Source organism: Sinimarinibacterium thermocellulolyticum, assembly GCF_040327995.1.
GTDB lineage: Bacteria > Pseudomonadota > Gammaproteobacteria > Nevskiales > Nevskiaceae > Solimonas > Solimonas thermocellulolyticum.
Map to the genome: position 1 here is coordinate 57,989 of NZ_JBEPIJ010000015.1, position 21,602 is coordinate 79,590.

Below are 21,602 nucleotides of genomic sequence, written 5' to 3' on the forward strand. Positions count from 1 at the left end.
GCGCGTGTGCGCGGACAAGTCTCAGCGACGCGCGGCGAGCCCCACGCGCAGCACGCGACCGTCGGCCTCGTCGGTGAGCAGGTACAGATCGCCATCGGGCCCCAGGCGCACGTCGCGGATGCGCTTGTCGAGGCCTTCGAGCAGGCGTTCCTCGTGCACGACCGTCTCGCCGTCGAGCACCAGGCGCACGAGCTGCCCGAACTTCAGCGAGCCGACGAACAGATTGCCCCGCCACGGCCGGTGGCGCTCGGCGGTGTAAAACGCCATGCCGCTCGGCGCGATCGACGGCACCCAGTAGTGGATCGGCTGCTCCATGCCCGCGGCGGCGCTGATGCCCTCACCGATCGTCGCGCCCGAGTACTCGCGCCCATAGGTGATCACCGGCCAGCCGTAGTTACGCCCCGGGTATGCCACGTTGATCTCATCGCCACCGCGCGGGCCGTGCTCGTGCAGCCACAGCCTGCCGGTCTGGGGATGCAGTGCCGCGCCCTGGGCGTTGCGATGGCCGTAGGACCAGATCTCGGGTAGCGCATTCTCGCGTCCGGCGAAGGGGTTGTCCTCGGGCACCGAACCATCGCTGCGCAGACGGATCACCTTGCCCAGATGCGTCTGCAGATCCTGCGCGAGCTCACGGTAGTTCCCGCGATCGCCGAGCACCAAGAACAGATGAGCGTCCGGCGTGAACACGATGCGGCAACCGAAATGATGATGCGTGTCCTTGGCCGGCATCTGCCGGAACACCGGCGTGACCTCTGCCAGCGCGTCATCGGTGAGGCGCGCGTGCGCCAGCGTTGTGCCGCTCACCGCGCCGCGCGGCTCGGCATAACAGAACCAGATCCGCCTTGAGGCCTGGAAGTCCGGCGAGAGCACCACGTCGAGCAGCCCCCCCTGCCCGCGGGCATGAACATCTGGAACGTTCTTCAGCGGCGCCGACAGGCGCCCGTCCGCGGTGACGATGCGCATGCGTCCCGGCCGCTCGGTGACCAGCATGCGACCGTCTGGCAAGAACGCCAGCGCCCAGGGGTTTTCCAGGCCGCGCGCGACCTCGGTGACGAGGACAGGGCCCAGTTCGCTGTCGAAGCTGCGCGTCTTGTGCGCGGTGGCGCTGCCGCTGAAAAGGACGAGCGCGGCGAGGATGAGCGGGCGTAGATGTGACATGGCGGCTCCGGCACGGGCGGTCCAGGCTTCGACCCGAGGCCGCGCAAAGCGTTCCTAGACGCCCAGATAGTCGAGGATGCCCTCGGCGGCCTCGCGCCCCTCGAAGACCGCGGTGACGACGAGGTCCGAACCCCGGACCATGTCGCCGCCCGCGAAGACCTTGGGGTTCGCGGTCTGGAACTTGTGCTTGGCGAGCACCGCGCCGTTGACTTTGACACGGCCGTCCTCGTGCAGGGCAAGGCCGTGTTCGGCGAACCACGGCGCCGGACTCGGCTTGAAGCCGAAGGCGATGATCACGCGGTCGGCCTCGATGACTTCCTCCGAACCCTCGACGATTTCCGGCTTGCGGCGGCCGCGCGCATCGGGCTTGCCGAGCTGGGTGGTGACCAGCTTGACACCCTCGACCTTGCCGTCGCCGACGATCGCGACCGGCTGGCGGTTCCACAAGAACTCCACGCCCTCTTCCTTGGCGTTGGCGACTTCGCGGCGCGAGCCGGGCATGTTGGCCTCGTCGCGGCGATACGCGCAGACCACGCTCTCGGCGCCCTGGCGAATCGCGGTACGGTTGCAGTCCATGGCCGTGTCGCCGCCGCCCAGCACGACGACGCGCTGGCCTTTGACGTGGTAGGCCGCGTCCTCCGGCTTGGCCTCACCGAGCATGCCGTTGACGTTGGCGATGAGAAACGGCAGTGCCTCGAACACGCCCGGCATATCCTCGCCGGGGAAGCCGCCTTTCATGTAGGTGTAAGTGCCCATGCCGAGGAACACTGCGTCGTAGTCCTTGAGCAAGCGATCGAACGCGAGGTCCTTGCCGATCTCGATGCCGAGCCGAAACTCCACGCCCATGCCTTCGAGAATCCGGCGCCGCGTCTTGACCACGTCCTTTTCCAGCTTGAACGGCGGAATGCCATAGGTCAGAAGGCCGCCGATCTCGCGATACTTGTCGAACACGATCGGCTTGACGCCGTTGCGCGCGAGCACGTCGGCACAGCCCAGGCCCGCGGGCCCGGCGCCGACGATGGCGACGCGCTTCTTGGTCCATTTGACCTTGGACGTGTCGGGCCGCCAGCCTTGCTTGAGCGCCTCGTCGGTGATGTACTTCTCCACCGCACCGATGGTCACCGCGCCGAAGCCGTCGTTGAGCGTGCAGGCCCCTTCGCACAGACGATCCTGCGGACAGACGCGGCCGCAGATTTCCGGCAGCGAGTTGGTCGCATGCGACATCTCCGCCGCCGCGAACAGATTGCCCTCCTCGACTAGCTTGAGCCAGTTGGGGATGAAGTTGTGCACCGGGCACTTCCACTCGCAGTACGGATTGCCGCAGGCGAGGCAGCGGCCGGCCTGCGCCTTGGCCGCCTCTGGCTGGAACTGCCCGTAGATCTCGCGGAAGTCGTGGATACGCACTTCGACCGGCGACTTCGGCGGATCCTGGCGCGGCAGGTCGAGAAACTGATTGACGTTCTTTGCACCCATGTCTGTGTCCTTCAGGCGGCGGCGCGCACCGAGTCGATCAATGAGCCGATCTCGGCGGCACGCGGCTTGACCAGCCAGAACTTGCCGACGAAGTCGGCCCAGTCCGACAGGATCTGCTGCGCCCACTTCGAGCCGGTGACCTTGGCGTAGTCGGTGACGAGATTGCGCAGATAGTGCTCGTGCGCTTCCATCGACTCCGAGACCACGCGGTGGATGTCGATGAGCTCGTGGTTGTAGCGATCGACGAAGTTGCGCTTCTCGTCGAGCACGTAGGCGAAGCCGCCGGTCATGCCGGCGCCGAAGTTCACCCCCGTGCGCCCCAAGACGACGACGACGCCGCCGGTCATGTACTCGCAGCCGTGATCGCCGCAGCCTTCGATGACCGCGTGCGCGCCGGAGTTGCGCACGGCGAAGCGCTCGCCGGCCATGCCAACCGCGTAGAGCGTGCCGCCGGTCGCGCCGTACAGGCAGGTGTTGCCGATGATCGCCGCCTCGCGCGTTTCGTAGCGCACACCCTTGGGCGGCTTGACGACGATGCGTCCGCCGGCCATGCCCTTGCCGACGTAGTCGTTGGCATCGCCTTCGAGCTCGAGGTTCAGCCCGCCGGCGTTCCAGACGCCGAAGGACTGACCCGCGGTGCCCTTGAGCCTGATCGTGATCGGCTTGTCGCTCATGCCGAGATTGCCGTGACGGCGCGCGATCTCGCCAGACAAGCGCGCACCGATCGAGCGGTGGCGGTTGCTCACCGTGTAATGGAAGATACCGCCGGTTTTGTGCTCGATCGCCGGCAGGCAGTCCTGCAGCATCGCCTCGGCGAGCTCGCCCTTGTCGAAGGGCTCGTTGTTGAACATGCAGTAGTGCGCGCTCGGCAGCACCATGCCCGCCGATTCGAGAATCGGCTTCAAGTCGAGGTTCTTGGCCTTCGCAGACTCGGCTTCGTCGATTTCGAGCAGATCGGTGCGGCCGATCAGCTCGGCGATCGAGCGCACGCCCAGCGCGGCGAGCCATTCGCGCGTCTCCTGGGCGACGAAGCGGAAATAGTTCATCACCATTTCCGGCAGGCCGATGAAGTGTTCGAGGCGCAGCACCTGGTTCTGCGTCGCGACGCCGGTCGCGCAGTTGTTGAGGTGACAGATGCGCAGGTACTTGCAGCCGAGCGCAACCATCGGCGCGGTGCCGAAGCCGAAGCTTTCTGCGCCGAGAATCGCCGCCTTGATCACGTCCAAACCGGTCTTGAGGCCGCCGTCGGTCTGCACCCGCACCTTGTCGCGCAGATTGTTCATGCGCAGCGTCTGGTGCGTCTCCGACAGGCCCAGCTCCCACGGCGTGCCGGCGTACTTCACCGACGTGAGCGGAGACGCACCCGTGCCGCCGTCGTAGCCGGAGATGGTGATCAAGTCGGCATAGGCCTTGGCCACACCGGCGGCGATCGTGCCGACGCCCGGTCCCGACACCAGTTTCACCGACACCAGGGCCTGCGGATTGACCTGCTTCAAGTCGAAGATGAGCTGCGCGAGATCCTCGATCGAGTAGATGTCGTGATGCGGTGGCGGCGAGATCAGCGAGATGCCCGGGCGCGAGTAGCGCAGCCGCGCGATCATGTCGTTGACCTTGTCGCCGGGTAACTGGCCACCCTCGCCGGGCTTGGCGCCCTGCGCGATCTTGATCTGCAGCACCTCGGCATTGACTAGGTAGTGCGGCGTGACGCCGAAGCGGCCCGACGCGACCTGCTTGATCTTCGACACCTTCTCGGTGCCGTAGCGCGCCGGATCCTCGCCGCCTTCGCCGGAATTGCTGCGGCCGCCGAGGCGGTTCATCGCGATCGCCAGCGCCTCGTGCGCCTCGGGCGAGAGCGCGCCCAGCGACATGCCGGCCGAGTCGAAGCGCTTGAGGATGGACTCCACCGGCTCGACCTCGTCGATCGGGATGGGCTCGACGGTCTTGAGCTTGAACAGGTCGCGGATCGTTGCGACCGGGCGCTCGTTGACGTGCTGTGCGAAAAGCTTGTAATCGGCGTAGTCGCCGGATTTGACCGCGCGTTGCAGGCTCGCGATCACGTCGGGGTTGTAGGCGTGGTACTCGCCGCCGTGCACGTACTTGTACAGCCCGCCCTGCTCGATCGGCTTGCGCGGGCTCCACGCGGTTTCGGCCAGCGCGTTCTGCTCCGCCTGCAGGTCGGCGAAGCGCGCGCCCTGGATGCGCGACACCGTGCCTTCGAAGCACAGGTTCACGACTTCGTCGTGCAGGCCGACGATCTCGAACAACTGCGCGCCGCGGTAGCTCGAGATGGTGCTGATGCCCATCTTCGAGATGATCTTGTACAGGCCCTTGTTGATGCCCTTGCGATACGACTGCGCGAGTTGCTCGGGCGCCTTCTTCTTGACCTGCCCCGAACGCACCATCTCATAGAGCGTCGCGTAGGCGAGATACGGATAGATCACGCTGGCGCCGTAGCCGATCAGGCAGGCGAAGTGGTGCGGATCGCGTGCGGTGGCGGTTTCGACGACGATGTTGCAATCGCAGCGCAAGCCCGCGCGCACGAGGCGGTTGTTGACGGCACCGACCGCGAGCAGCGCGTGAATCGGCAACTTGCCGCGTTCGATCGCGCGATCCGACAGCACGATGATGACCTTGCCCGACTGCACCGCCGCGACGGCCTCGTCGCAGACGTGCTCGATCGCCGTCTTGAGCCCGAGCGCCGGGTCGTAGTTCAGGTCGATGACGTGATGCGCATACGACGGATCGTCGTTGCCGATCGCCATCAGGCGTTTGAACTTGGCTTCCGAGAGCACCGGTGAGTCGATCAACAGGCGCGCGGCACGCTCCGGCGTCTCCTCGAACATGCCGCGCTCGACGCCGAGCTGACATTCGAGCGACATCACGATCTGCTCGCGCAGCGGATCGATCGGCGGATTGGTGACCTGCGCGAACATCTGCCGGAAGTAGTCGTAGACCGACCGCGTGCGTGCCGAGAGCACCGCGAACGGCGTGTCGTCGCCCATCGAGCCGACCGCCTCCTGCCCGGACTCGGACAGCGGGCGCAGCACCTGGTCGCGCTCCTCGAAGCTGAGCTGGAACATCTTGTGATAGGTCGCCACCATGTCCGGCGGCATCACGTCCAGCGCGTTCGGATCGTCCGACAGCGAGGCTTCCAGACGCTTCATCTTGGCCTTGAGCCACTGCTTGTACGGCTTGCGGCCGGCGAGCATCTTGTCGATGTCCTCGGGTCTGAGCAGCGCGCCGGTCTCGGTGTCCACGGCAAGGATCTCGCCCGGCCGCAAACGGCCTTTCTCGACCACGTCCTGCGGGCGGTAGTCGTGCACGCCGATCTCCGAGGCGAGCACGATGTGGCGATCCGCCGTGATCACGTAGCGCGCCGGACGCAGGCCGTTGCGGTCGAGCGCGCAGGCGGCGTAGCGGCCGTCGGTCAGCACCACGCCGGCTGGGCCGTCCCAGGGCTCCATGTTCACCGAGTTGTATTCGTAGAACGCGCGCACGTCGGGGTCCAGATCCTCGACGTTCTGCCAGGCTGGCGGAATCAGCGCGCGCATCGCCTGGAACACGTCCATGCCGCCGGCCAGCAAAACTTCCAGCATGTTGTCGAGCGACTGCGAGTCCGAGCCCGACATGCTCACCAGCGGCGCGATCTCCTCGATGTCAGGCAGGTCCGGACACTGGAACTTCTTCTGCCGCGCGAGCGCCCACTTGCGGTTGCCCGAGATGGTGTTGATCTCGCCGTTGTGGGCGAGATAGCGGAACGGATGGCACAAGGGCCAGCGCGGCAGCGTGTTGGTCGAAAAGCGCTGGTGGAACACGCACATCGACGATTCCAGCAGCGGATCGGCGAGCTCCGGGTAGAACACCGGCAGGAACTCCGGCATCACCAGGCCCTTGTAGACGATGACCCGGCACGACAGGTGGGTGACGTAGAAATCCTGATCCCCTTCGGCCTCCAGCAGTTTCTCGACGCGGCGGCGCGCCTTGAACAGCTTGAGTTCGAAAGCGAACTTGTGCAGGCCCGGCGGCGGCACGATGAACGCCTGTTCGATCTTGGGCAGCGTGCGCAGCGCTTCCTCGCCGAGCGCGGAGGCATCGGTCGGCACCTCGCGAAAGCCGAGCAGCTTCAGGCCGTGCAGTTCCAGGCTCTCCTTGAGCAGCGCCTTGGCGCGGCTGCGGCGCCGCGCGTCCTGGGAGAAGAAGATGTTGCCGGCGCAGTAGAGCTCGCCGAGCTCGAAGCCGAGCTTGGCGGCTTCGCGGCGCAAGAAGGCGTCCGGCTTCTTCATCAACAGGCCGCAGCCGTCGCCGGTCTTGCCGTCGGCGGCGACGGCACCGCGATGGGTCATGCGGTGCAGCGCGGTGACGGCGGTCTGCACGAGCTTGTGGCTGGCCTGGTCGTCCATGTGGGCGATCAGGCCGAAGCCGCAACTGTCCTTTTCAAAACTTTCCCGATACAGACCGATCGGGCGTTGGCAAGGCTCGCGGGGCGAGGTCGGGCTGGACATCGGCTGGCTCCTGGACGCAAGAACGACCCCGCGCCGGGACGGCGCAGGGCGCGCAAGTGTGCGCCGGCGCCCGCGGCGCTGCAAACATTTTCCTCGCGTTCGTGGCCCGGATCGGCAACCGCCAATTGATTCAGTGACTTGCGCGAGCATAAGATAGCCATGACGATGGCCATTTCGGATGCGCACGATGCGGACGGTCTCCATTGCCGACGCCAAGAATCGCCTGACCGAGCTGTTGCGCGAGGTCGAGTGCGGTGCGCCGCTCGCGATCAGCCGGCGCGGCCGGGTGGTCGCCGTGCTGCTCGCCGACGGCGAGTACCAGCGCCTGCGCACGGCCGCCGGGAGCGCCGATTTCAGCGCCTTTTTGGCGAGCTGGCGCGCGCGCGCCGGTGCCGGTTTCGAGGGGGTCAGCCCCGAAGAGCTGGCGCGCTGGTCGCAGCTGGAGTGAGGCGATGGCCCGACCGCGTTATCTGCTCGATCTTGCGGTGCTCGCCGAGCTCACGCGACCGGCCGGCAACCGCCTGGTGCTGACGCGCTTTCGCCAGCATCAGCACGATTGCGCGCTGGCGGCGATCACGGCGTATGCCCTGCTGCGCGGGGTGCAGTCACTGCCGGAAGGTGCGCGCCGCAGCCAGCTCGATGCCTTCGTCCAGGAACTGCTGCGCAGCGGTCCGCCGGTGCTGGCCTTCGACCTGGAGGCCGCGCGCTGGCTCGCACGCGAGACGGCACGCCGCCAGCGTCAGTACCGATCCTGGAGCGCGCTCGAGGGCCAGCAGGCGGCGACCGCGGCAGTGCACGAACTGCACCTGGTGACGCGCAATCCGGCCGCCTATGCCGGTGCCGAGGCGCTGGTGACGCAGGACTGGTTCCGGCCGTAGCCGTCAATCGCGCGACGGGATGCGCCAGATCCAGATCGCAACGGCGATGCCGACCGCCGCGAGTGCCCATTTCAGGCCGACCGGCTGCACGAAGAACACGATCGAACAGCCAAAGGTCAGGGCCATCAGGAGGATCGCCCAGCGCTTGGTGCGCCGCGGGATGCTGCGGTACTGCTCCCACTCGACGATCAGCGGGCCGAACACGCGATTGCGCAGCAGCATGGCGTGAAAGCGCTCGGAGCTGCGCGCGAAGCAGGCGGCGGACAAGAGGATGAACGGCGTGGTCGGCACCACCGGCAGCAACAATCCGATCGCGCCGAGGATCAGCGCCAACCAGCCGGCGCCGATCAGCAGCCAGCGCGCCAGCGGGCTGGGCGCTCGGCGCATCGGCGTCATGACCGGCGGATGTTCGCGCATCGGGACCGGCGGTCAGCGCAGGCGGCGCGGGTCGAACAGACGCTCGTACTCGTCGAGCGCGAAGCGATCGGTCATGCCGGCGATGTAATCCGCGACCGCGCGCGCCCGTCCGCTCTCGCCCTCGACGGCTTCGAGGCGGCGGGCCGATTCATGGAAATCCGGCGGCATCAGCCGCGGGTCGGCGAGAAAGGCCGCGAACAGCTCGCGCACGACGCGCTGCGCCTTGACCATGATGCGGTGGACTTGCGGATGGCGATAGAGGTGTTCGCGCAAAAAGCGCTTGAGCGCCTCGTTCTCTTCTTCGAGCGCCTCGCTGAAGCGAATCAGCGGCTGGTGCATGGCGCGCACGTCCTCGATCGAGCGCACGCCGGCCCGTTCCAGCGTCCGCCGCGAGGTTTCGGTCAGATCGACGACCAGCGTGTTGATGATGCGGCGCGTGGTCTCGTGCCGCTGCTGCTTGGCGCTGATCGTCCCGTAGCGTGCCAGCACCTCGTCGTGATGCCGGCGGAACAGCGGCACCTCGCGCAACTGCTCGATCGTCAGCAGCCGCGCGCGCAGGCCGTCGTCGATGTCGTGGTTGTTGTAGGCGATCTCATCGGCGCGATTGGCGAGCTGCGCTTCAAGGCTGGGCTGCGTGCGGTTGAGGAAGCGCTCGCCGACGTCGCCGAGCAGGCGCGCACGCGCCAGCGAACAGTGTTTGAGGATGCCCTCGCGCGTGTCGAACATCAGGTTCAGGCCGCGGAACTCCGCGTACTTGTCCTCCAGTTCGTCCACCACGCGCAAGGACTGCGCGTTGTGCTCGAAGCCGCCGTACGGCTTCATACAAGCGTTGAGTGCGTCCTGGCCGGCGTGCCCGAAAGGGGTATGGCCCAGGTCGTGGGCGAGCGACACCGCCTCGCACAGATCTTCGTTGAGACCCAAGGTACGCGCCATGGTCCGCGCGATCTGGGCCACCTCGATCGAGTGCGTCAGCCGCGTGCGGAACAGGTCCCCTTCGTGATTGACGAAGACCTGGGTCTTGTATTCGAGCCGGCGAAACGCCGCCGAGTGGATGATGCGATCGCGGTCGCGCTGATACTCGCTGCGGTGCCCGGGCGCCGGTTCGGGATGGCGCCGGCCGCGCGAGCGGCGTTCGTCGACGGCGTAAGCGGCGAGCGGCATCTAGCCGTGAGACGTGGGGCACGAGTGGTGAGCCGCGGAACAGAAATGCTCCAGCGTCTCGGCGAGGCGCGCCGGGTCGAAGTCCGCGGTGACCACGGCGCGACCGAGCGCGCGCAGCAGCACCAGACGCAGCCTGCCCGCCGCGACCTTCTTGTCGAGCGCCATGTTGCGCATGAAATCCTGCGGCGTCATGTCCGCCGGCGGCCGCGTCGGCAGGCCGCTGCGCTCGATCAGGGCGATGCAGCGACGCGCGTCGGCGGCGCCGATCCAGCCCAGGCGCGCCGACAGGTCGGCGGCCATGCACAGCCCGGCGCCCACCGCCTCGCCGTGCAGCCAGTCGCCGTAGCCGGCGTGCGTCTCGATCGCATGCGCGAAGGTATGGCCCAGATTGAGCAGCGCACGCTCGCTGCCACCTGTTAGCGATTCGCGCTCGTCGCGGCCGACGATCGCGGCCTTCATCGCGCAGCTGCGGCGGATCGCCTCGGCGGTGGCCGCCGGATCGAGCGCCAGCAGCTCGTTCAGATGAGCTTCGATCCAGTCGAGGAAGCCGGTGTCACCGAGCATGCCGTACTTGATCACCTCGGCGAGTCCGGCGATCAGCTCGCGGCGCGGCAGGGTCTTGAGCGTGTCGGTATCGGCCAGCACCAGGATCGGCTGATGGAAGGCGCCGATCATGTTCTTGCCGAGCGGATGATTGATGCCGGTCTTGCCGCCGACGCTGGAATCCACCTGCGACAGCAGCGTCGTCGGCACTTGCACGAAGTCGACGCCGCGCTGATAGATCGCCGCGCAGAATCCCACCAGATCGCCGATGACGCCGCCACCGAGCGCGATCAGGCAGCCGTCGCGTGCAAGCCGCGTCTGCAACAGCCAGTCGAGCAGCTTGCCGGCCTGCTCCCAGCTCTTCTGCGTCTCGCCCGGCGGCAGCACGCGAATCGAGGACGCATCGAGGTCGAGCTGCGCGCGCACCACGTCGAGGTGATGCCGGGCGACGTGCTCGTCGGTGACCAGTCGCAGCGCCCGCGCGCGTAGCGGCTGCCACAGTGCCGGCGCGGACAGCAGCCCGGCGCCGATATGGATCGGGTAACTGCGCTGGCCTAGATCGACCTGAAGGCTGGGCATGTTCGGACGCGGGAACGGAGGACGGGCAGTGTAGGCTTCACGGCGCGCGGTTTCGAGGGTCACGAGCTGCACGGGCTGCCGACGAAGCGCGCGATGTCCTTGGCCACGCACCGCGCCGCGCGCCCATCGGTATCCACGATCAGATCCGCGATCTGTCGATACAGCGGGTCGCGCACGCGCAACAGCCGCTCCAGCACCTCGCGCCGGTCGGCCGCCTGCTGGAGTAGCGGACGGGTCTGCGAGCGTTGCGTGCGCGCGAGCTGCTGCTCGACGCTGGCGTAGAGGTAGACCACGACGCCGCGCGTGGCAAGGCACTGGCGATTGTGCGGGTCGAGGATCGCGCCGCCGCCGGTCGCGAGCACGATGTTCGAATCGGCGGTGAGCTCGGCGATCGCCTGCGCCTCACGGCGCCGAAACCCGGCCTCGCCCTCCTTCTCGAAGATGTACGGGATGTCCACGCCGCAGCGCCGTTCGATCTCTTGATCGGAATCGACGAAGCGCATGTGCCGGGTCTCCGCGAGGCGCCGGCCGACCGTGGTCTTGCCAGCCCCCATCGGGCCGATGAGAAAGATGTTTGGAGCAGACCGCATCGCAGAACCGGCAGCAGAACCCGGGCCGCGCCAGTATAGGCGCGGCGCGCTTTGGCCGGCGTTTCGCGCTACTGCACGACCAGGCCTTCCTGCAGCACGCGCGGCGTGACGAAAATCAGGAGTTCACGCTTGTTGTCGGAGCGGCCACTGTTGCGGAACAGCGTGCCGAGCAGCGGGATGTCGCCGAGGAAGGGCACCTTCGACGCCGAGCGACGCGTCTCCTCCTGGAATACGCCGCCGAGCACGACGGTCTCGCCGCTGGTGATCAGCACCTGGGTGTCGAGCCGGCGCGTGTCGATCGCCGGGGCCGAACCGACGCCGGTATTCACGTCCTCGCCCTGCGAGTCATTGGTGACCGACAAGTCCATGATCACGCGGTTGTCCGGGGTGATCTGCGGCGTGACCGTCAGCGACAGCACGGCTTTCTTGAACTCCGTCTGCACGCCCTGGTTGCCGCTGGACGATTGATAGGGGATCTCGCGGCCTTGCTCGATGATCGCCTGCTTGCCGTTGGCGGTCACGACGCGCGGCGTCGAAATCACCTCGCCGCGACCCTCGGTCTGCAAGGCGGAGAGTTCGAGGTCGATCAGGAAGTCTCGACCCAGAATGGTCCAACCGATACCTGAACCGACTACCGGTAGATTCACGATGTAGTTGTCCTGCGCGCTCGGCAATCCACCGGCAGCGATGTTCCGGGACCCGGCGTTGCCGATCGGGTTGGGGGTGAGCTGGCCCGGGGCAGTAGCGCCGCCGGACTGGCTGATCGTGGTCGATCCGCTGCGGGCGATCGAACTGACGCCGAATCGCGCGCCGATATTGCGCGCGAAGTCGTCGTTCGCGATCACGATGCGCGATTCGATCAGCACCTGGCGCACCGGGATGTCCAACTGCGCGATGAGCGCGCGGATCTCGTCGAGCTTCTCGCGGGTTTCCAGCACCAAGAGGGTGTTGGTGCGCTCGTCCACGGTGACGCGGCCGCGCTCGCTGAGCAGGGAGGTTTCGCCGCTCGACAGCAGCGCGCGGATGTCGCTGGCCTTGGCGTAGTTGACCTGAATCAGCTCCGAGCGCAACGGCGCGAGTTCGGTCTTGGCCTTGGCCGCCTCGAGCTCCAATTGTTCGCGTCGGGAGAGTTCGTCGAGCGGTGCGACCAGCATGACGTTGCCCTGCTGGCGCATGCCCAGGCCCTTGGTGCGCAGGATGATGTCCAGCGCCTGGTCCCAGGGCACGTTTTCGAGCCGCATCGCCATCTGGCCCTGCACCGAGTCGCTGATGACCATGTTGGTGCCGGCGACGTCGGCGATGATTTGCAGCAGGGATCGGACTTCGACGTTCTGGAACGACAGGCTGATGCGCTCGCCGGTGAACTGCGGCTTGGTGCGCTGCAGCTCCTCGGTCTGTGCGGCGGACAGCGGCTGCAACTCCAGCGTGAAGACGTTGCCGGACTGATAGGCGGCCTGCTCGTAGTCCTGCCCGCTGACCGGCGTCAGCGCGACCAGGCTGTCGCGGCCGTCGGCGATGATGTCGATATAGCGCACCGGGGTTGCGAAATCGAGCACGTCCAGGCGCTTTTGGCCATCGTCCGCGAGCTGGGTATTGCGCAGGCGCGCGACGATCTTGCCGCCCTCGCGCTTGACGTCGACCACGGTGCCTGGATCGGACAGGCGCACCAGGACGCGCCCCTCGCCCTTCTCGCCGCGCCGAAAGTCCACGCCCTCGACCTTCGCGCCGCGACCGCCGATCACGGCCGGGCTCTGGGCGATGCGTGCCGAAGCGGGGTTGTCCAGGCGCACGAGGATGCGGTTGCCGTCGACATCCACGGAGTAGGGCGCGCTGCTGCCGAGCTCGACGACGACGCGCGTGCGGCCGCGTGACTCGGCACTGGCCACGGCGCGTACGTTGCCAAGGTTGATGCGCTGGTAACGCTGGGCGAGCGCCGAGCGCACGCCCGGCAGATCCAGCGACAGCCGCGCAGGCTGGTCGACGGTGAACACCGAGGGTTGCGGCGCCGGGCCGGACAGCGCCAGCGTCATCAGCACCCGGCCCTTGTCGATCTCGGCGAATTGGACGTCCTCCAGGGCCAAGTCTTGCGCGACGACCGCGGCGGGCATCGCCAGCAGCAGCGAGAGCAGCAAGCGCCGAATCGTGGCGGAGATCGTCGTCATGTCATCACTCCCTGGATCCCTCTCGCGTATCCCTTACTCGCTCAGCGCCACGACGGCGGTGCGCTGCGTCCAGCCACCGAAGCCGTCCTCGATCAGCTCCAGCAGTGTGACCTCGGTCGGCGTGATCGAAACGATCTGGCCGTAGTTCTGCCCCATGTAGTTTTTCACGGTCACGCGGTGGATGACCTCGTCTGGCGCCTTGATCAGCGCGAACACGCCCTTGGGGGTACTGATCGTGCCCATCATGCGCAGCGCATCCAGCGGGAACTCCTCGAGCGGCTCGCGGTTGCGGTTCATGTCGGGCCGCGGACCGGAGACGGCCTGCCGACTGGTTTCGACCACCGCGACGAAGGGATCGCGGCGCCCATCCGGGACGTAGGCGAACGACTCGAACTGCTTGGGCTGCGGAATCGGCGGGATGTTCGTCGACGTGCGCGCCTTGATGGCGGCGACCTCGCGCCGAAGGTCGGACATGTCGTCGCTGCAGGCGCCGAGCGCGAGAGTGGTTGTGAGCAGCGTCGGCACGATGCGCTTCATCGACGCCCCCGTGGCTGAGTCTGGGGATTTGCGGCCGCGATCTCCGCTTCGTCCAGATAGCGGTAGGTCTGCGCCGTTGCCGTCATGCGCAGCAGTGTCGGACCGCCACTGCCCGGCCCACTGGACGACGCCCCGCGGATCTCGACGTCCTCGATCGTGACGATGCGCGGCAGGGCCGCGACTTCGCTCACGAAGATGCCCATCTCGTGGTAGTCGCCGACGACGACGATTTTATTGGGGATCGCCGCGTAGAAGTCCTTGGGGATCTCGCCGATCGGCTGGAACAGTTCTTCTTCCAGGCTCGCTTCCACGCGCTTTTGCGAGATGTCGTTGAGCAGGTTGGCGACTTCGGCTCGACTGGGGAGCTGCTTGAGCATGGCGCCGAACTGCCGCTCCATTTCCTTGAGCTGCTCGCGATAAGCGTCGATCGCGGCGACCTTCTTCTGCTTGTCGTCGAGCTCTTGGAGCAAGGTACGTTCCTGCGCGCGCGCCGCCTGCACCGATTCGTGCACGGGTTTGATCAACAGCCAACCGCCGAGGATCAGCACGAGCACCCCGGTCGCGATCACGGCCGCGACGCGGACCCACTTCGGCCAGGCGCCCGGGTTCTGAGCGTCCAGCGTCTGCAGCGTCTGCAGGATCTCCTGCGCGTTCATCCGAGCGACTCCTCGTCGGTGGCGGCTTCGTCGCTGGCCTTGCCGTCGGTCGCTTCCGGCTGCGTCAGGCGCTTCACCTGCAGCGTGAACTCTGCCTGCCGGCGGCGGTCCTTCTCGTTGGTCTTGATCACCACCAGCCGCGGATCGGTGAACCACGGCGAGGCATCGAGATTCTTCATGTAGGTGGAGATGCGCCCGTTCGATTCGGCGATGCCATCGAGCGTGACGTCGGCGCCCTGCTGCTTGAGGCTGGTCAGGCTGACGCCGTCCGGCAGCGTGTTGACGATCTCGTCGAAGAAATGCACCGATGCGGTGCGGCTGGCTTCGAGTTCCTCGATGACCCGCATGCGCGCGATCAGATTCGCGCGCACGCGCTCGAGCTCGCGGATCTCGGTGAGCTGCTTGTCCATTTCCGCGATCTCGGCGCGCAGATAGCTGTTGCGCGCCTCCTGCTGGCCGAGCTGTCCGTTGACGAGCATCCAGCCGGCGGCGACCAGACCGCCGGCGACCGCCACACCCAGCCCCAGGCTGGCGAAGAAGTCCTGCCTGCGCTTCTCGCGACGCGCCTTGCGCCAATCGAGCAGGTTGATATGCGTGGTCATCGCACGCTCCGGATGGCTGCCCGGCCGACAGTGCCCGCGGTCATGCCTTCTCCTCGTCGAAAGCGCGGTAGGCGAGGCCCGCGGCGATCAGCAGCGAGGCCTCTTCCTGCGCGAGGTTCGCCGGTTTCGCGCGCGAGGCCACGCTCATCTGCGCGAACGGCCGTGCCACGCTCGTTGGAATCTGCAGCCGTTCCTGGATGCTGGCGTCGACGCCGGGGATGTGTGCGCAGCCCCCGGCGAGCAGGATCTGATCAATGCTGCTGTACTGCGTGACGGCGGAGAAAAAGAACTGCAGCGAGCGGTCGATCTGCTGCGCCATGTCCGAGACGAAATGCGCGAGCACCTCGGTTTCGTAACCTTCCGGCAGCTTGCCGCTGCGCCTGGCCTTGAGCACCTCGTCCTGGGCCATGCCGTAGGTGCGCATGGTGTCCTCAAGGAGCTGGCGTCCGCCGAAGGACTGGTCACGTGTATAGATGGTTCTCAGGTCGTGCAGGATCAGCACCGAGGTGGTCGTCGCGCCCATGTCGACGACGGCGATGGTGCGGCCGCGTCCACCGTCGGGCATCTGGTGTTCGAGGAACTGGCAGGCGTTCTCCAGCGCAAAGGCCTCGACGTCGACCACGCGCGCCTTGAGCCCGGCGATGTCCACCGCGGCCAACAGGCGCTCGACCTGCTCCTTGCGGCAGGCGGCGAGCAACACATCGACGGATTCGGTGTTCTTGGCGCTCGGGCCGAGGATCTCGAAGTCCAGACTGACCTCGTCGATCGGGTAAGGGATGTACTGGTCCGCCTCGGCCTTGATCTGCTCCTCCATGTCGTCGCCGGAGAGCATCGCCGGCATTTCGACGACCTTGGTGATCACCGAAGCGCCGGCCACCGCCACCGCGGCCTCACGCATGCGCGTGCCGGCGCGGCTGACCGCACGTGCGATCGTCTCCCCGACCGGCTTGGGGTCGGTGATCTGCTTGTCGGCGACCGCACCCGGGGGCAGGGGCTCGATCGCGTACGCCTCCACGTGGTAGCGCGTCCCCTTGCGCGAGAGCTCGAGCAGCTTCACGGCGCTGGAACTGATGTCCAGACCGATCAAGCCCTTGCTTCCCTTGCCGAACAGCGTTTGCAGGCTGGCCATGACGCCCCGTGCCGCTTCGTTGACATTCCCCCACGGGAAGGAAACACTCTTCCCGCATCGCACCGTACTATAGCGCAATACTGCTACTGCGCAACTATAAGTTTCAACGGCAACTGCCTGATCGAGCTGCAAACATTTCCCGAGCTTTTCCCTTCGTCAAGTTTCTGCGATGACCCCATACAAGCCGGCTTCGCGCGTGCTGCTGTGGCTGCTCGCGATCGTCCTGCTGCTGGCCGCGCTGGGCGCGGCGAGCTTGTACGCCGCCGCCGTCCATTACGGCCGCGACCTGCCCTCCGTCGCCAGCCTGCGCGAACTGCAGTTGTCCGTGCCGATGCGCATCTACAGCCGGGACGGAAAGCTGATCGGCGAGTTCGGTAGCGAGCGCCGCGCGCTGCTGCGCTATGAGGAACTGCCGCCGCGCCTGGTCCAGGCCTTCCTCGCCGCCGAGGACGACCGCTTCTTCGAACACCCGGGCGTGGACTGGCAGGGCCTGCTGCGCGCCGGCCTGAAGTTCGCCGCCACCGGCGAGAAAACCCAGGGCGGCAGCACGATCACGATGCAGCTCGCGCGCAACGTGTTTCTCAGCAGCGAGCGTACCTTCACGCGCAAGTTCAAGGAGATCCTGCTGGCGCTGCGCATCGAGCGCGAACTCAGCAAGGAGCAGATCATCGAGCTGTACCTCAACAAGATCTTTCTCGGCGAGCGCGCCTACGGCGTCGGCGCCGCGGCGCTGGTCTACTTCGGACAGACTGTCGACGGACTCACGCTGGGCCAGGCGGCGACGATCGCCGGCCTGCCCAAGGCGCCTTCGCGCGACAACCCGGTCGTCAATCCGCAGCGGGCCGCCGAACGCCGCGACTACGTGCTGCGGCGCATGCATGCCCAGGGCTATATCTCGACCGCCGAGCTGCAGGCGGCGCTGGCCGAACCGCTGTTGGTGCGGCCCTACCGGCCACCGGTCGAGGTCGAGGCCGACTACGTCGCCGAGATGGTGCGCGCCGAACTGGTCGGCCGCTACGGCGAGGCGGCCTACAGCCTCGGCCTTACCGTCACCACGACGGTGGATGCGGCCAAACAGGCTGCCGCCAACGCCGCGCTACGTGCGGCCTTGCTCGCCTATGACCGACGCCACGGCTGGCGTGGCCCGGAGGCGCGCCTGCCCGCCGAGCTGCTCGCGCAGCCGGATTCCCCCGAGTTCGCAGCCGAGTTCGGCCGCCTGCTTCCGGTCGGCGGTCTGCAGCCGGCGGTGGTCAGCGCTTTTGCCGGGGGGCGGTTGGACCTGCTGACGGCGAGCGGGCCGCTGACGCTGCAGGGCGAGGCCCTGGCCTGGGCCGGACTCGGCGACAAGAACCGCCTGATGCCCGGCGACATCGTGCGCGTCGATCGATCCACCGCCACGCCGCAACTGGCGCAGTTGCCGCAAGTGCAGGGCGCGCTGGTCGCGCTTGATCCCGACGACGGCGCGATCGAGGCGCTGGTCGGCGGTTTCGACTTTCACGCCGGCAAGTTCAACCGTGCGACCCAGGCGCGGCGTCAGGCGGGGTCGGGCTTCAAGCCCTTCTTGTACGCCGCGGCGATGGCGCACGGCTATACGCCGGCGTCGGTGCTGCTCGACGCACCCGTGGTGTTCGACGATCCGCATCTGGAGGCGACCTGGCGGCCGGAAAACTACGGCGGCGACATCAAAGGCCCGATGCGCCTGCGCGAGGCGCTGGTGCAGTCGCGCAATCTGGTGTCGATCCGCCTGCTGATGGGCTTGGGCATCGACACCGCACTCGACTACATCCCGCGCTTCGGCCTGCCGGCCGAGCGCCTGCCGCGCGACCTGACGATGGCGCTGGGCAGCGCGGTCTTCACGCCGCTGGAAATGGCGCGCGCCTACGCGACGCTCGCCAACGGCGGCTTCGTCGTCGACCCCTATGTCATCCTCGAAGTGCGCGACGGCCGCGGCGAGGTGATCGAGCGCGCCCGGCCCAAGCGCGCCTGTCCCGAATGCGTCGCGCCGGCGGTGCCCGCGCCCGATGCGGCTGCCGACCTGCTGTCCGCGACGCCCGCACCGACGCCGGCGCCAACTCCGCTCGTCGACGATGCCGATCGGGAGTGGTTGCCGGCCGAGCAGACCGTCGACCCGGCCGTCGCCTGGCTGATCGGCGACATCCTGCACGACGTCACCGTACGCGGCACCGCCGCCAAGGTCGCCGAGCTCAAGCGCAACGACCTCGCCGGCAAGACCGGAACCTCCAATGACGAGACCGACGCCTGGTTCAATGGCTACCAGCGCCATCAGGTGGCCGTGGTCTGGGTCGGGTTCGACCGGCCGACGCCGCTGGGGCGCGGCGAGGTCGGCGGCCGTGCCGCGCTGCCAGCGTGGATGGATTACATGCGCGTCGCGCTCGATGGGGTGGCGCAGGAACGTGCGCCGCGTCCGTCCGGGCTGGTCAACGTGCGCATCGATCCGGATACTGGGTTTCTCGCCGCCGCCGGTGATCCGGATGCGATCTTCGAGACCGTGCCGCTGGCGAGCGTGCCGCCGGCGATGGAGAGCCCGCAGCAGCGGCAGGACGAGGGCAGCGGTCTGCAGGACTTGTTCTGACGATCCGTGAGACGTGAGACGTGAGGCGTGAGGCGTGAGGCGTGAGACGGATTGAGCGAGCCTTGGGGTAGAGCGCGGCGATGGTCCACCAACGGTCGGGCATCATCGAGGAAGCGGCGCGTATCGTCTGCGTCGAGCTGCTCATCGACTACCGCCAGGCCAAGCGCAAGGCCGCGCAGCGGCTGGGCCTGCCGCCGAACGCGCCGCTGCCGGACAACGCGGCGATCCACGCCGCCGTGCTCGACTATCAACGCCTGTTCGGCGGCGACGACTACCTGCGGCAGTTGCGCGCGCTGCGCCGTGCCGCACTCGCGGCGATGCGGCTGTTGGCGGCGTTCTCGCCGCGCCTGGTCGGCGCGGTGGTCAGCGGCGCGGTGACCGCCGCGCACCGTGTGCAACTGCACGTGTTCAGCGATGCGGCCGAAGCCGTCGATGTGGCTTTGCTCGACCGCGGTATCGACTTCGAACCGGGCGAACGTACTTTCCGTTTGGGCGATGGCCGTGAGCAAACTATCCCGCTGCTGCGCTTCGAGATCGATGGCTGCGGCATCGACGTCGCGGTGTTCGCCGAGGACGAGCGCCGGCATGTGCCGATCAATCCGCTCGACGGCAAGCCGTTCCGCCGCCTCGATTACGCCCAAGCCGAGCGGCTCGCGGCGCAATAAGAACGCCCGGCAAGGCCGGGCGTTCGCGGCGGCCTCTTCGCAGGGTTTCAGCGCTCGTCGAGCGCCGGCACGTTGCGCTCGGCGGCGCCGGTATAGACCTGGCGCGGGCGCGCGATGCGCATCGTCGGATCGGCAATCATCTCGATCCAGTGCGCGGCCCAGCCCACGGTGCGCGCGATCGCGAACATCGGCGTGAACATGTTCACCGGAATGCCGAGCGCCTTGTAGATGATGCCGGAGTAAAAGTCGACGTTCGGATAGAGCTTGCGCTCCTTGAAGTAGTCGTCGGACAGCGCGATCTCTTCGAGCTTCATCGCCAGCTCGAGCTTGGGATCGTGGATGTCCAGCGCCTTGAGCACCTTGTGGCACTGTTCGCGGATGATCGTCGCGCGCGGGTCGAAGTTCTTGTACACACGGTGGCCGAAGCCCATCAGGCGTACGCCGGAGTTCTTGTCCTTGACCTTGCTGATGAAGTCCGGGACGTTCTTCACGTCGCCGATCTCGTCGAGCATCTTGAGCACGGCCTCGTTGGCGCCGCCGTGCGCCGGACCCCACAGCGCGGCGATGCCGGCGGCGATCGCGGCATACGGATTGGTGCCGGTGGAACCGGCCATGCGCACCGTGGAGGTCGAGGCGTTCTGTTCGTGGTCGGCGTGCAGGATGAACAGCACGTCAAGCGCGCGCGCGGCGATCGGATTCACCTCGTAGGGTTCGGCCGGCACCGCGAACATCATGTACAGCAGGTTCGAGCAGTAGTCGAGATGATTCTGCGGATACATGAACGGCTGGCCCGCGAAGCGCTTGTAAGCGGCCGCGGCGATCGTCGGAATCTTCGCGATCATGCGGTGCGCGAAGATCTTGCGGTGCTCGGGATCCTTGTTGTTGGTCGTGTCGTGGTAGAACGCCGACAGCGAGCCGACCACGCCGGTGAGCATCGCCATCGGATGCGCGTCATAGCGAAAGCCGCCGAAGAAGCTCTTGAGCGACTCGTTGATCATCGTGTGACGACGGATCGTCTGGTCGAAGGCCTGCAACTGCGCCTTGTTCGGCAGCTCGCCGTTGAGGATCAGGTAGGCAACCTCGATGAAGCTGCACTTCTCGGCGAGCTGGGCGACCGGATAGCCGCGATACAGCAGCACGCCGGCGTCGCCGTCGATGTAGGTGATCGCACTCTTGGTCGAACAGGTCGACGAAAAACCAGGGTCGTAGGTGAACACGTCCATCTGGCCGTAGACCTTGCCGACATCCAAGCCGATCGGGCCGAGCGTGCCGCTGACGGCCGGCAGATCGATTTTCTCGCCGGTGGTGTTGTTGACCAGGCTGAAGCTGGGCGTGCTCATCTCATGACCCCTTGATGACGAAGTGACTGCGTGACGATCAGCGCACCGGACAGCGCACTGGCCAATCCGGCGCGCAAGAACCGGTGCGACGGCGCGTTCGGGCTCGGCGGCAAAGGACTGGCGGGTTCGGGCGGCAAGGATAGCGATTTTTTGACGCCCACTGCCAGCCAAGGGGCGCGATCCTCATGCCGTTGCGGCGCGAAGCGAAACGACCGCTCAAACAAAAAGCCGCGCGAACGCGGCTTGTTGCACGAAACGGAGCGCCGCTCTTACGCGGCCCTGCCGTAGCGCTTCTTGAACCGGTCGACGCGGCCGCCGGTGTCCACGACCTTCTGCTTGCCGGTGTAAAACGGGTGGCAGGCGGCACAGACTTCGATCTGCAAAGTGGCCTTGCCGCAGGTGGAGCGTGTCTTGAACGAGTTGCCGCAGCTGCAGACCACGGTCGTTTCCGTGTAGCTCGGGTGAATGCCTTCTTTCATCGGGACACCATCTAGCAGCTTGCTGAAAAACCGCGCGAAAGATCGCTGCCTACGGCCCGCGAATCGAAATTTGCGTGACGAAAAGAGAGGGGATGCCCCGTTGCGACGCGTATGCGCAGTTTGAGCGCTTGTTTTTTG

At 66.9% G+C, this 21,602-nt stretch carries 19 protein-coding genes; 5 read left to right on the forward strand and 14 right to left on the reverse strand.

Annotated elements, in window-relative coordinates; translation table 11 throughout:
* Positions 1-21 precede the first annotated feature (21 nt).
* From ABSH63_RS12590 to gltB, 3 genes are read right to left on the reverse strand one after another with little or no spacing between them, the layout of a single operon-like run.
* On the reverse strand, positions 22-1,158 hold the full coding sequence (locus ABSH63_RS12590; protein ID WP_352890219.1) for a PQQ-dependent sugar dehydrogenase: 1,137 nt from the start codon (positions 1,156-1,158) through the stop codon (positions 22-24).
* A 54-nt stretch (positions 1,159-1,212) separates the two neighbouring features.
* Positions 1,213-2,631, reverse strand: coding sequence for an FAD-dependent oxidoreductase (locus ABSH63_RS12595; protein ID WP_352890220.1), 1,419 nt, complete (start codon positions 2,629-2,631; stop codon positions 1,213-1,215).
* A gap of 11 nt (positions 2,632-2,642) precedes the next feature.
* On the reverse strand, positions 2,643-7,133 hold the full coding sequence (gene gltB, locus ABSH63_RS12600) for a glutamate synthase large subunit (RefSeq protein WP_352890221.1): 4,491 nt from the start codon (positions 7,131-7,133) through the stop codon (positions 2,643-2,645).
* A 187-nt stretch (positions 7,134-7,320) separates the two neighbouring features.
* Between gltB and ABSH63_RS12605 the strand changes: the two genes are divergently transcribed.
* Both ABSH63_RS12605 and ABSH63_RS12610 read left to right on the forward strand, forming a co-directional pair.
* On the forward strand, positions 7,321-7,581 hold the full coding sequence (locus ABSH63_RS12605) for a type II toxin-antitoxin system Phd/YefM family antitoxin (RefSeq protein ID WP_352890222.1): 261 nt from the start codon (positions 7,321-7,323) through the stop codon (positions 7,579-7,581).
* A 4-nt stretch (positions 7,582-7,585) separates the two neighbouring features.
* On the forward strand, positions 7,586-8,011 hold the full coding sequence (locus tag ABSH63_RS12610) for a PIN domain-containing protein (RefSeq protein WP_352890223.1): 426 nt from the start codon (positions 7,586-7,588) through the stop codon (positions 8,009-8,011).
* Positions 8,012-8,014: 3 nt separating this feature from the next.
* Here the strand turns inward: ABSH63_RS12610 and ABSH63_RS12615 are convergent, their stop codons facing one another.
* The 9 genes from ABSH63_RS12615 to ABSH63_RS12655 form a co-directional block, all read right to left on the reverse strand.
* Positions 8,015-8,428 carry a YbaN family protein gene (locus tag ABSH63_RS12615; protein WP_352890224.1) on the reverse strand — a complete coding sequence of 138 codons (414 nt, stop codon included), beginning with the start codon at positions 8,426-8,428 and terminating at the stop codon, positions 8,015-8,017.
* A 12-nt stretch (positions 8,429-8,440) separates the two neighbouring features.
* Complete coding sequence (locus tag ABSH63_RS12620) at positions 8,441-9,589, reverse strand: deoxyguanosinetriphosphate triphosphohydrolase (RefSeq protein ID WP_352890225.1); 1,149 nt, start codon at positions 9,587-9,589, stop codon at positions 8,441-8,443.
* Positions 9,590-10,711, reverse strand: a complete 1,122-nt coding sequence (aroB, locus tag ABSH63_RS12625) for a 3-dehydroquinate synthase (RefSeq protein ID WP_352890226.1) — start codon at positions 10,709-10,711, stop codon at positions 9,590-9,592.
* Between the two features lie 59 nt (positions 10,712-10,770).
* Positions 10,771-11,301 carry a shikimate kinase AroK gene (gene aroK, locus ABSH63_RS12630; protein ID WP_352890227.1) on the reverse strand — a complete coding sequence of 177 codons (531 nt, stop codon included), beginning with the start codon at positions 11,299-11,301 and terminating at the stop codon, positions 10,771-10,773.
* Between the two features lie 68 nt (positions 11,302-11,369).
* The gene (locus tag ABSH63_RS12635; protein WP_352890228.1) at positions 11,370-13,463 is read right to left on the reverse strand and encodes a type IV pilus secretin PilQ; all 2,094 of its coding nucleotides are present in this window, start codon (positions 13,461-13,463) and stop codon (positions 11,370-11,372) included.
* Positions 13,464-13,496: 33 nt separating this feature from the next.
* Complete coding sequence (locus tag ABSH63_RS12640; RefSeq protein WP_352890229.1) at positions 13,497-14,000, reverse strand: pilus assembly protein PilP; 504 nt, start codon at positions 13,998-14,000, stop codon at positions 13,497-13,499.
* Positions 13,997-14,656, reverse strand: a complete 660-nt coding sequence (locus ABSH63_RS12645; RefSeq protein ID WP_352890230.1) for a type IV pilus inner membrane component PilO — start codon at positions 14,654-14,656, stop codon at positions 13,997-13,999. The genes ABSH63_RS12640 and ABSH63_RS12645 overlap by 4 nt, the downstream gene beginning before the upstream one ends.
* Positions 14,653-15,258 carry a PilN domain-containing protein gene (locus tag ABSH63_RS12650; RefSeq protein WP_352890231.1) on the reverse strand — a complete coding sequence of 202 codons (606 nt, stop codon included), beginning with the start codon at positions 15,256-15,258 and terminating at the stop codon, positions 14,653-14,655. Before ABSH63_RS12650 ends, ABSH63_RS12645 begins: the two co-directional genes overlap by 4 nt.
* Positions 15,259-15,298: 40 nt before the next feature.
* Complete coding sequence (locus ABSH63_RS12655; RefSeq protein ID WP_352890238.1) at positions 15,299-16,378, reverse strand: pilus assembly protein PilM; 1,080 nt, start codon at positions 16,376-16,378, stop codon at positions 15,299-15,301.
* A 178-nt stretch (positions 16,379-16,556) separates the two neighbouring features.
* Here ABSH63_RS12655 and ABSH63_RS12660 point away from each other — a divergent pair, with 178 nt between their 5' ends.
* Both ABSH63_RS12660 and ABSH63_RS12665 read left to right on the forward strand, forming a co-directional pair.
* A complete protein-coding gene (locus tag ABSH63_RS12660; RefSeq protein ID WP_352890232.1) occupies positions 16,557-18,980 on the forward strand; it encodes a penicillin-binding protein 1A in 2,424 nt (807 codons plus the stop codon).
* An 80-nt stretch (positions 18,981-19,060) separates the two neighbouring features.
* The gene (locus ABSH63_RS12665; protein WP_352890233.1) at positions 19,061-19,645 is read left to right on the forward strand and encodes a hypothetical protein; all 585 of its coding nucleotides are present in this window, start codon (positions 19,061-19,063) and stop codon (positions 19,643-19,645) included.
* 47 nt (positions 19,646-19,692) lie between these two features.
* Here the strand turns inward: ABSH63_RS12665 and ABSH63_RS12670 are convergent, their stop codons facing one another.
* On the reverse strand, positions 19,693-20,985 hold the full coding sequence (locus ABSH63_RS12670; protein WP_352890234.1) for a citrate synthase: 1,293 nt from the start codon (positions 20,983-20,985) through the stop codon (positions 19,693-19,695).
* Positions 20,986-21,015: 30 nt separating this feature from the next.
* Here ABSH63_RS12670 and ABSH63_RS12675 point away from each other — a divergent pair, with 30 nt between their 5' ends.
* Positions 21,016-21,273, forward strand: a complete 258-nt coding sequence (locus tag ABSH63_RS12675) for a hypothetical protein (RefSeq protein WP_352890235.1) — start codon at positions 21,016-21,018, stop codon at positions 21,271-21,273.
* Here the strand turns inward: ABSH63_RS12675 and rpmE are convergent.
* Positions 21,255-21,464, reverse strand: a complete 210-nt coding sequence (gene rpmE, locus ABSH63_RS12680; RefSeq protein ID WP_352890236.1) for a 50S ribosomal protein L31 — start codon at positions 21,462-21,464, stop codon at positions 21,255-21,257. The two genes, ABSH63_RS12675 and rpmE, sit on opposite strands and share 19 nt — an antisense overlap.
* Positions 21,465-21,602 lie beyond the last annotated feature (138 nt).

Bases quoted from the DNA above. Each gene is read 5' to 3' on its own strand.
- ABSH63_RS12590 (WP_352890219.1), bottom strand. From the start codon at position 1,158: ATGTCACATCTACGCCCGCTCATCCTCGCCGCGCTCGTCCTTTTCAGC.
- ABSH63_RS12595 (WP_352890220.1), bottom strand. From the start codon at position 2,631: ATGGGTGCAAAGAACGTCAATCAGTTTCTCGACCTGCCGCGCCAGGAT.
- gltB (WP_352890221.1), bottom strand. From the start codon at position 7,133: ATGTCCAGCCCGACCTCGCCCCGCGAGCCTTGCCAACGCCCGATCGGT.
- ABSH63_RS12605 (WP_352890222.1), top strand. From the start codon at position 7,321: ATGCGGACGGTCTCCATTGCCGACGCCAAGAATCGCCTGACCGAGCTG.
- ABSH63_RS12610 (WP_352890223.1), top strand. From the start codon at position 7,586: ATGGCCCGACCGCGTTATCTGCTCGATCTTGCGGTGCTCGCCGAGCTC.
- ABSH63_RS12615 (WP_352890224.1), bottom strand. From the start codon at position 8,428: ATGCGCGAACATCCGCCGGTCATGACGCCGATGCGCCGAGCGCCCAGC.
- ABSH63_RS12620 (WP_352890225.1), bottom strand. From the start codon at position 9,589: ATGCCGCTCGCCGCTTACGCCGTCGACGAACGCCGCTCGCGCGGCCGG.
- aroB (WP_352890226.1), bottom strand. From the start codon at position 10,711: ATGCCCAGCCTTCAGGTCGATCTAGGCCAGCGCAGTTACCCGATCCAT.
- aroK (WP_352890227.1), bottom strand. From the start codon at position 11,301: ATGCGGTCTGCTCCAAACATCTTTCTCATCGGCCCGATGGGGGCTGGC.
- ABSH63_RS12635 (WP_352890228.1), bottom strand. From the start codon at position 13,463: ATGACGACGATCTCCGCCACGATTCGGCGCTTGCTGCTCTCGCTGCTG.
- ABSH63_RS12640 (WP_352890229.1), bottom strand. From the start codon at position 14,000: ATGAAGCGCATCGTGCCGACGCTGCTCACAACCACTCTCGCGCTCGGC.
- ABSH63_RS12645 (WP_352890230.1), bottom strand. From the start codon at position 14,656: ATGAACGCGCAGGAGATCCTGCAGACGCTGCAGACGCTGGACGCTCAG.
- ABSH63_RS12650 (WP_352890231.1), bottom strand. From the start codon at position 15,258: ATGACCACGCATATCAACCTGCTCGATTGGCGCAAGGCGCGTCGCGAG.
- ABSH63_RS12660 (WP_352890232.1), top strand. From the start codon at position 16,557: ATGACCCCATACAAGCCGGCTTCGCGCGTGCTGCTGTGGCTGCTCGCG.
- ABSH63_RS12665 (WP_352890233.1), top strand. From the start codon at position 19,061: ATGGTCCACCAACGGTCGGGCATCATCGAGGAAGCGGCGCGTATCGTC.
- ABSH63_RS12670 (WP_352890234.1), bottom strand. From the start codon at position 20,985: ATGAGCACGCCCAGCTTCAGCCTGGTCAACAACACCACCGGCGAGAAA.
- rpmE (WP_352890236.1), bottom strand. From the start codon at position 21,464: ATGAAAGAAGGCATTCACCCGAGCTACACGGAAACGACCGTGGTCTGC.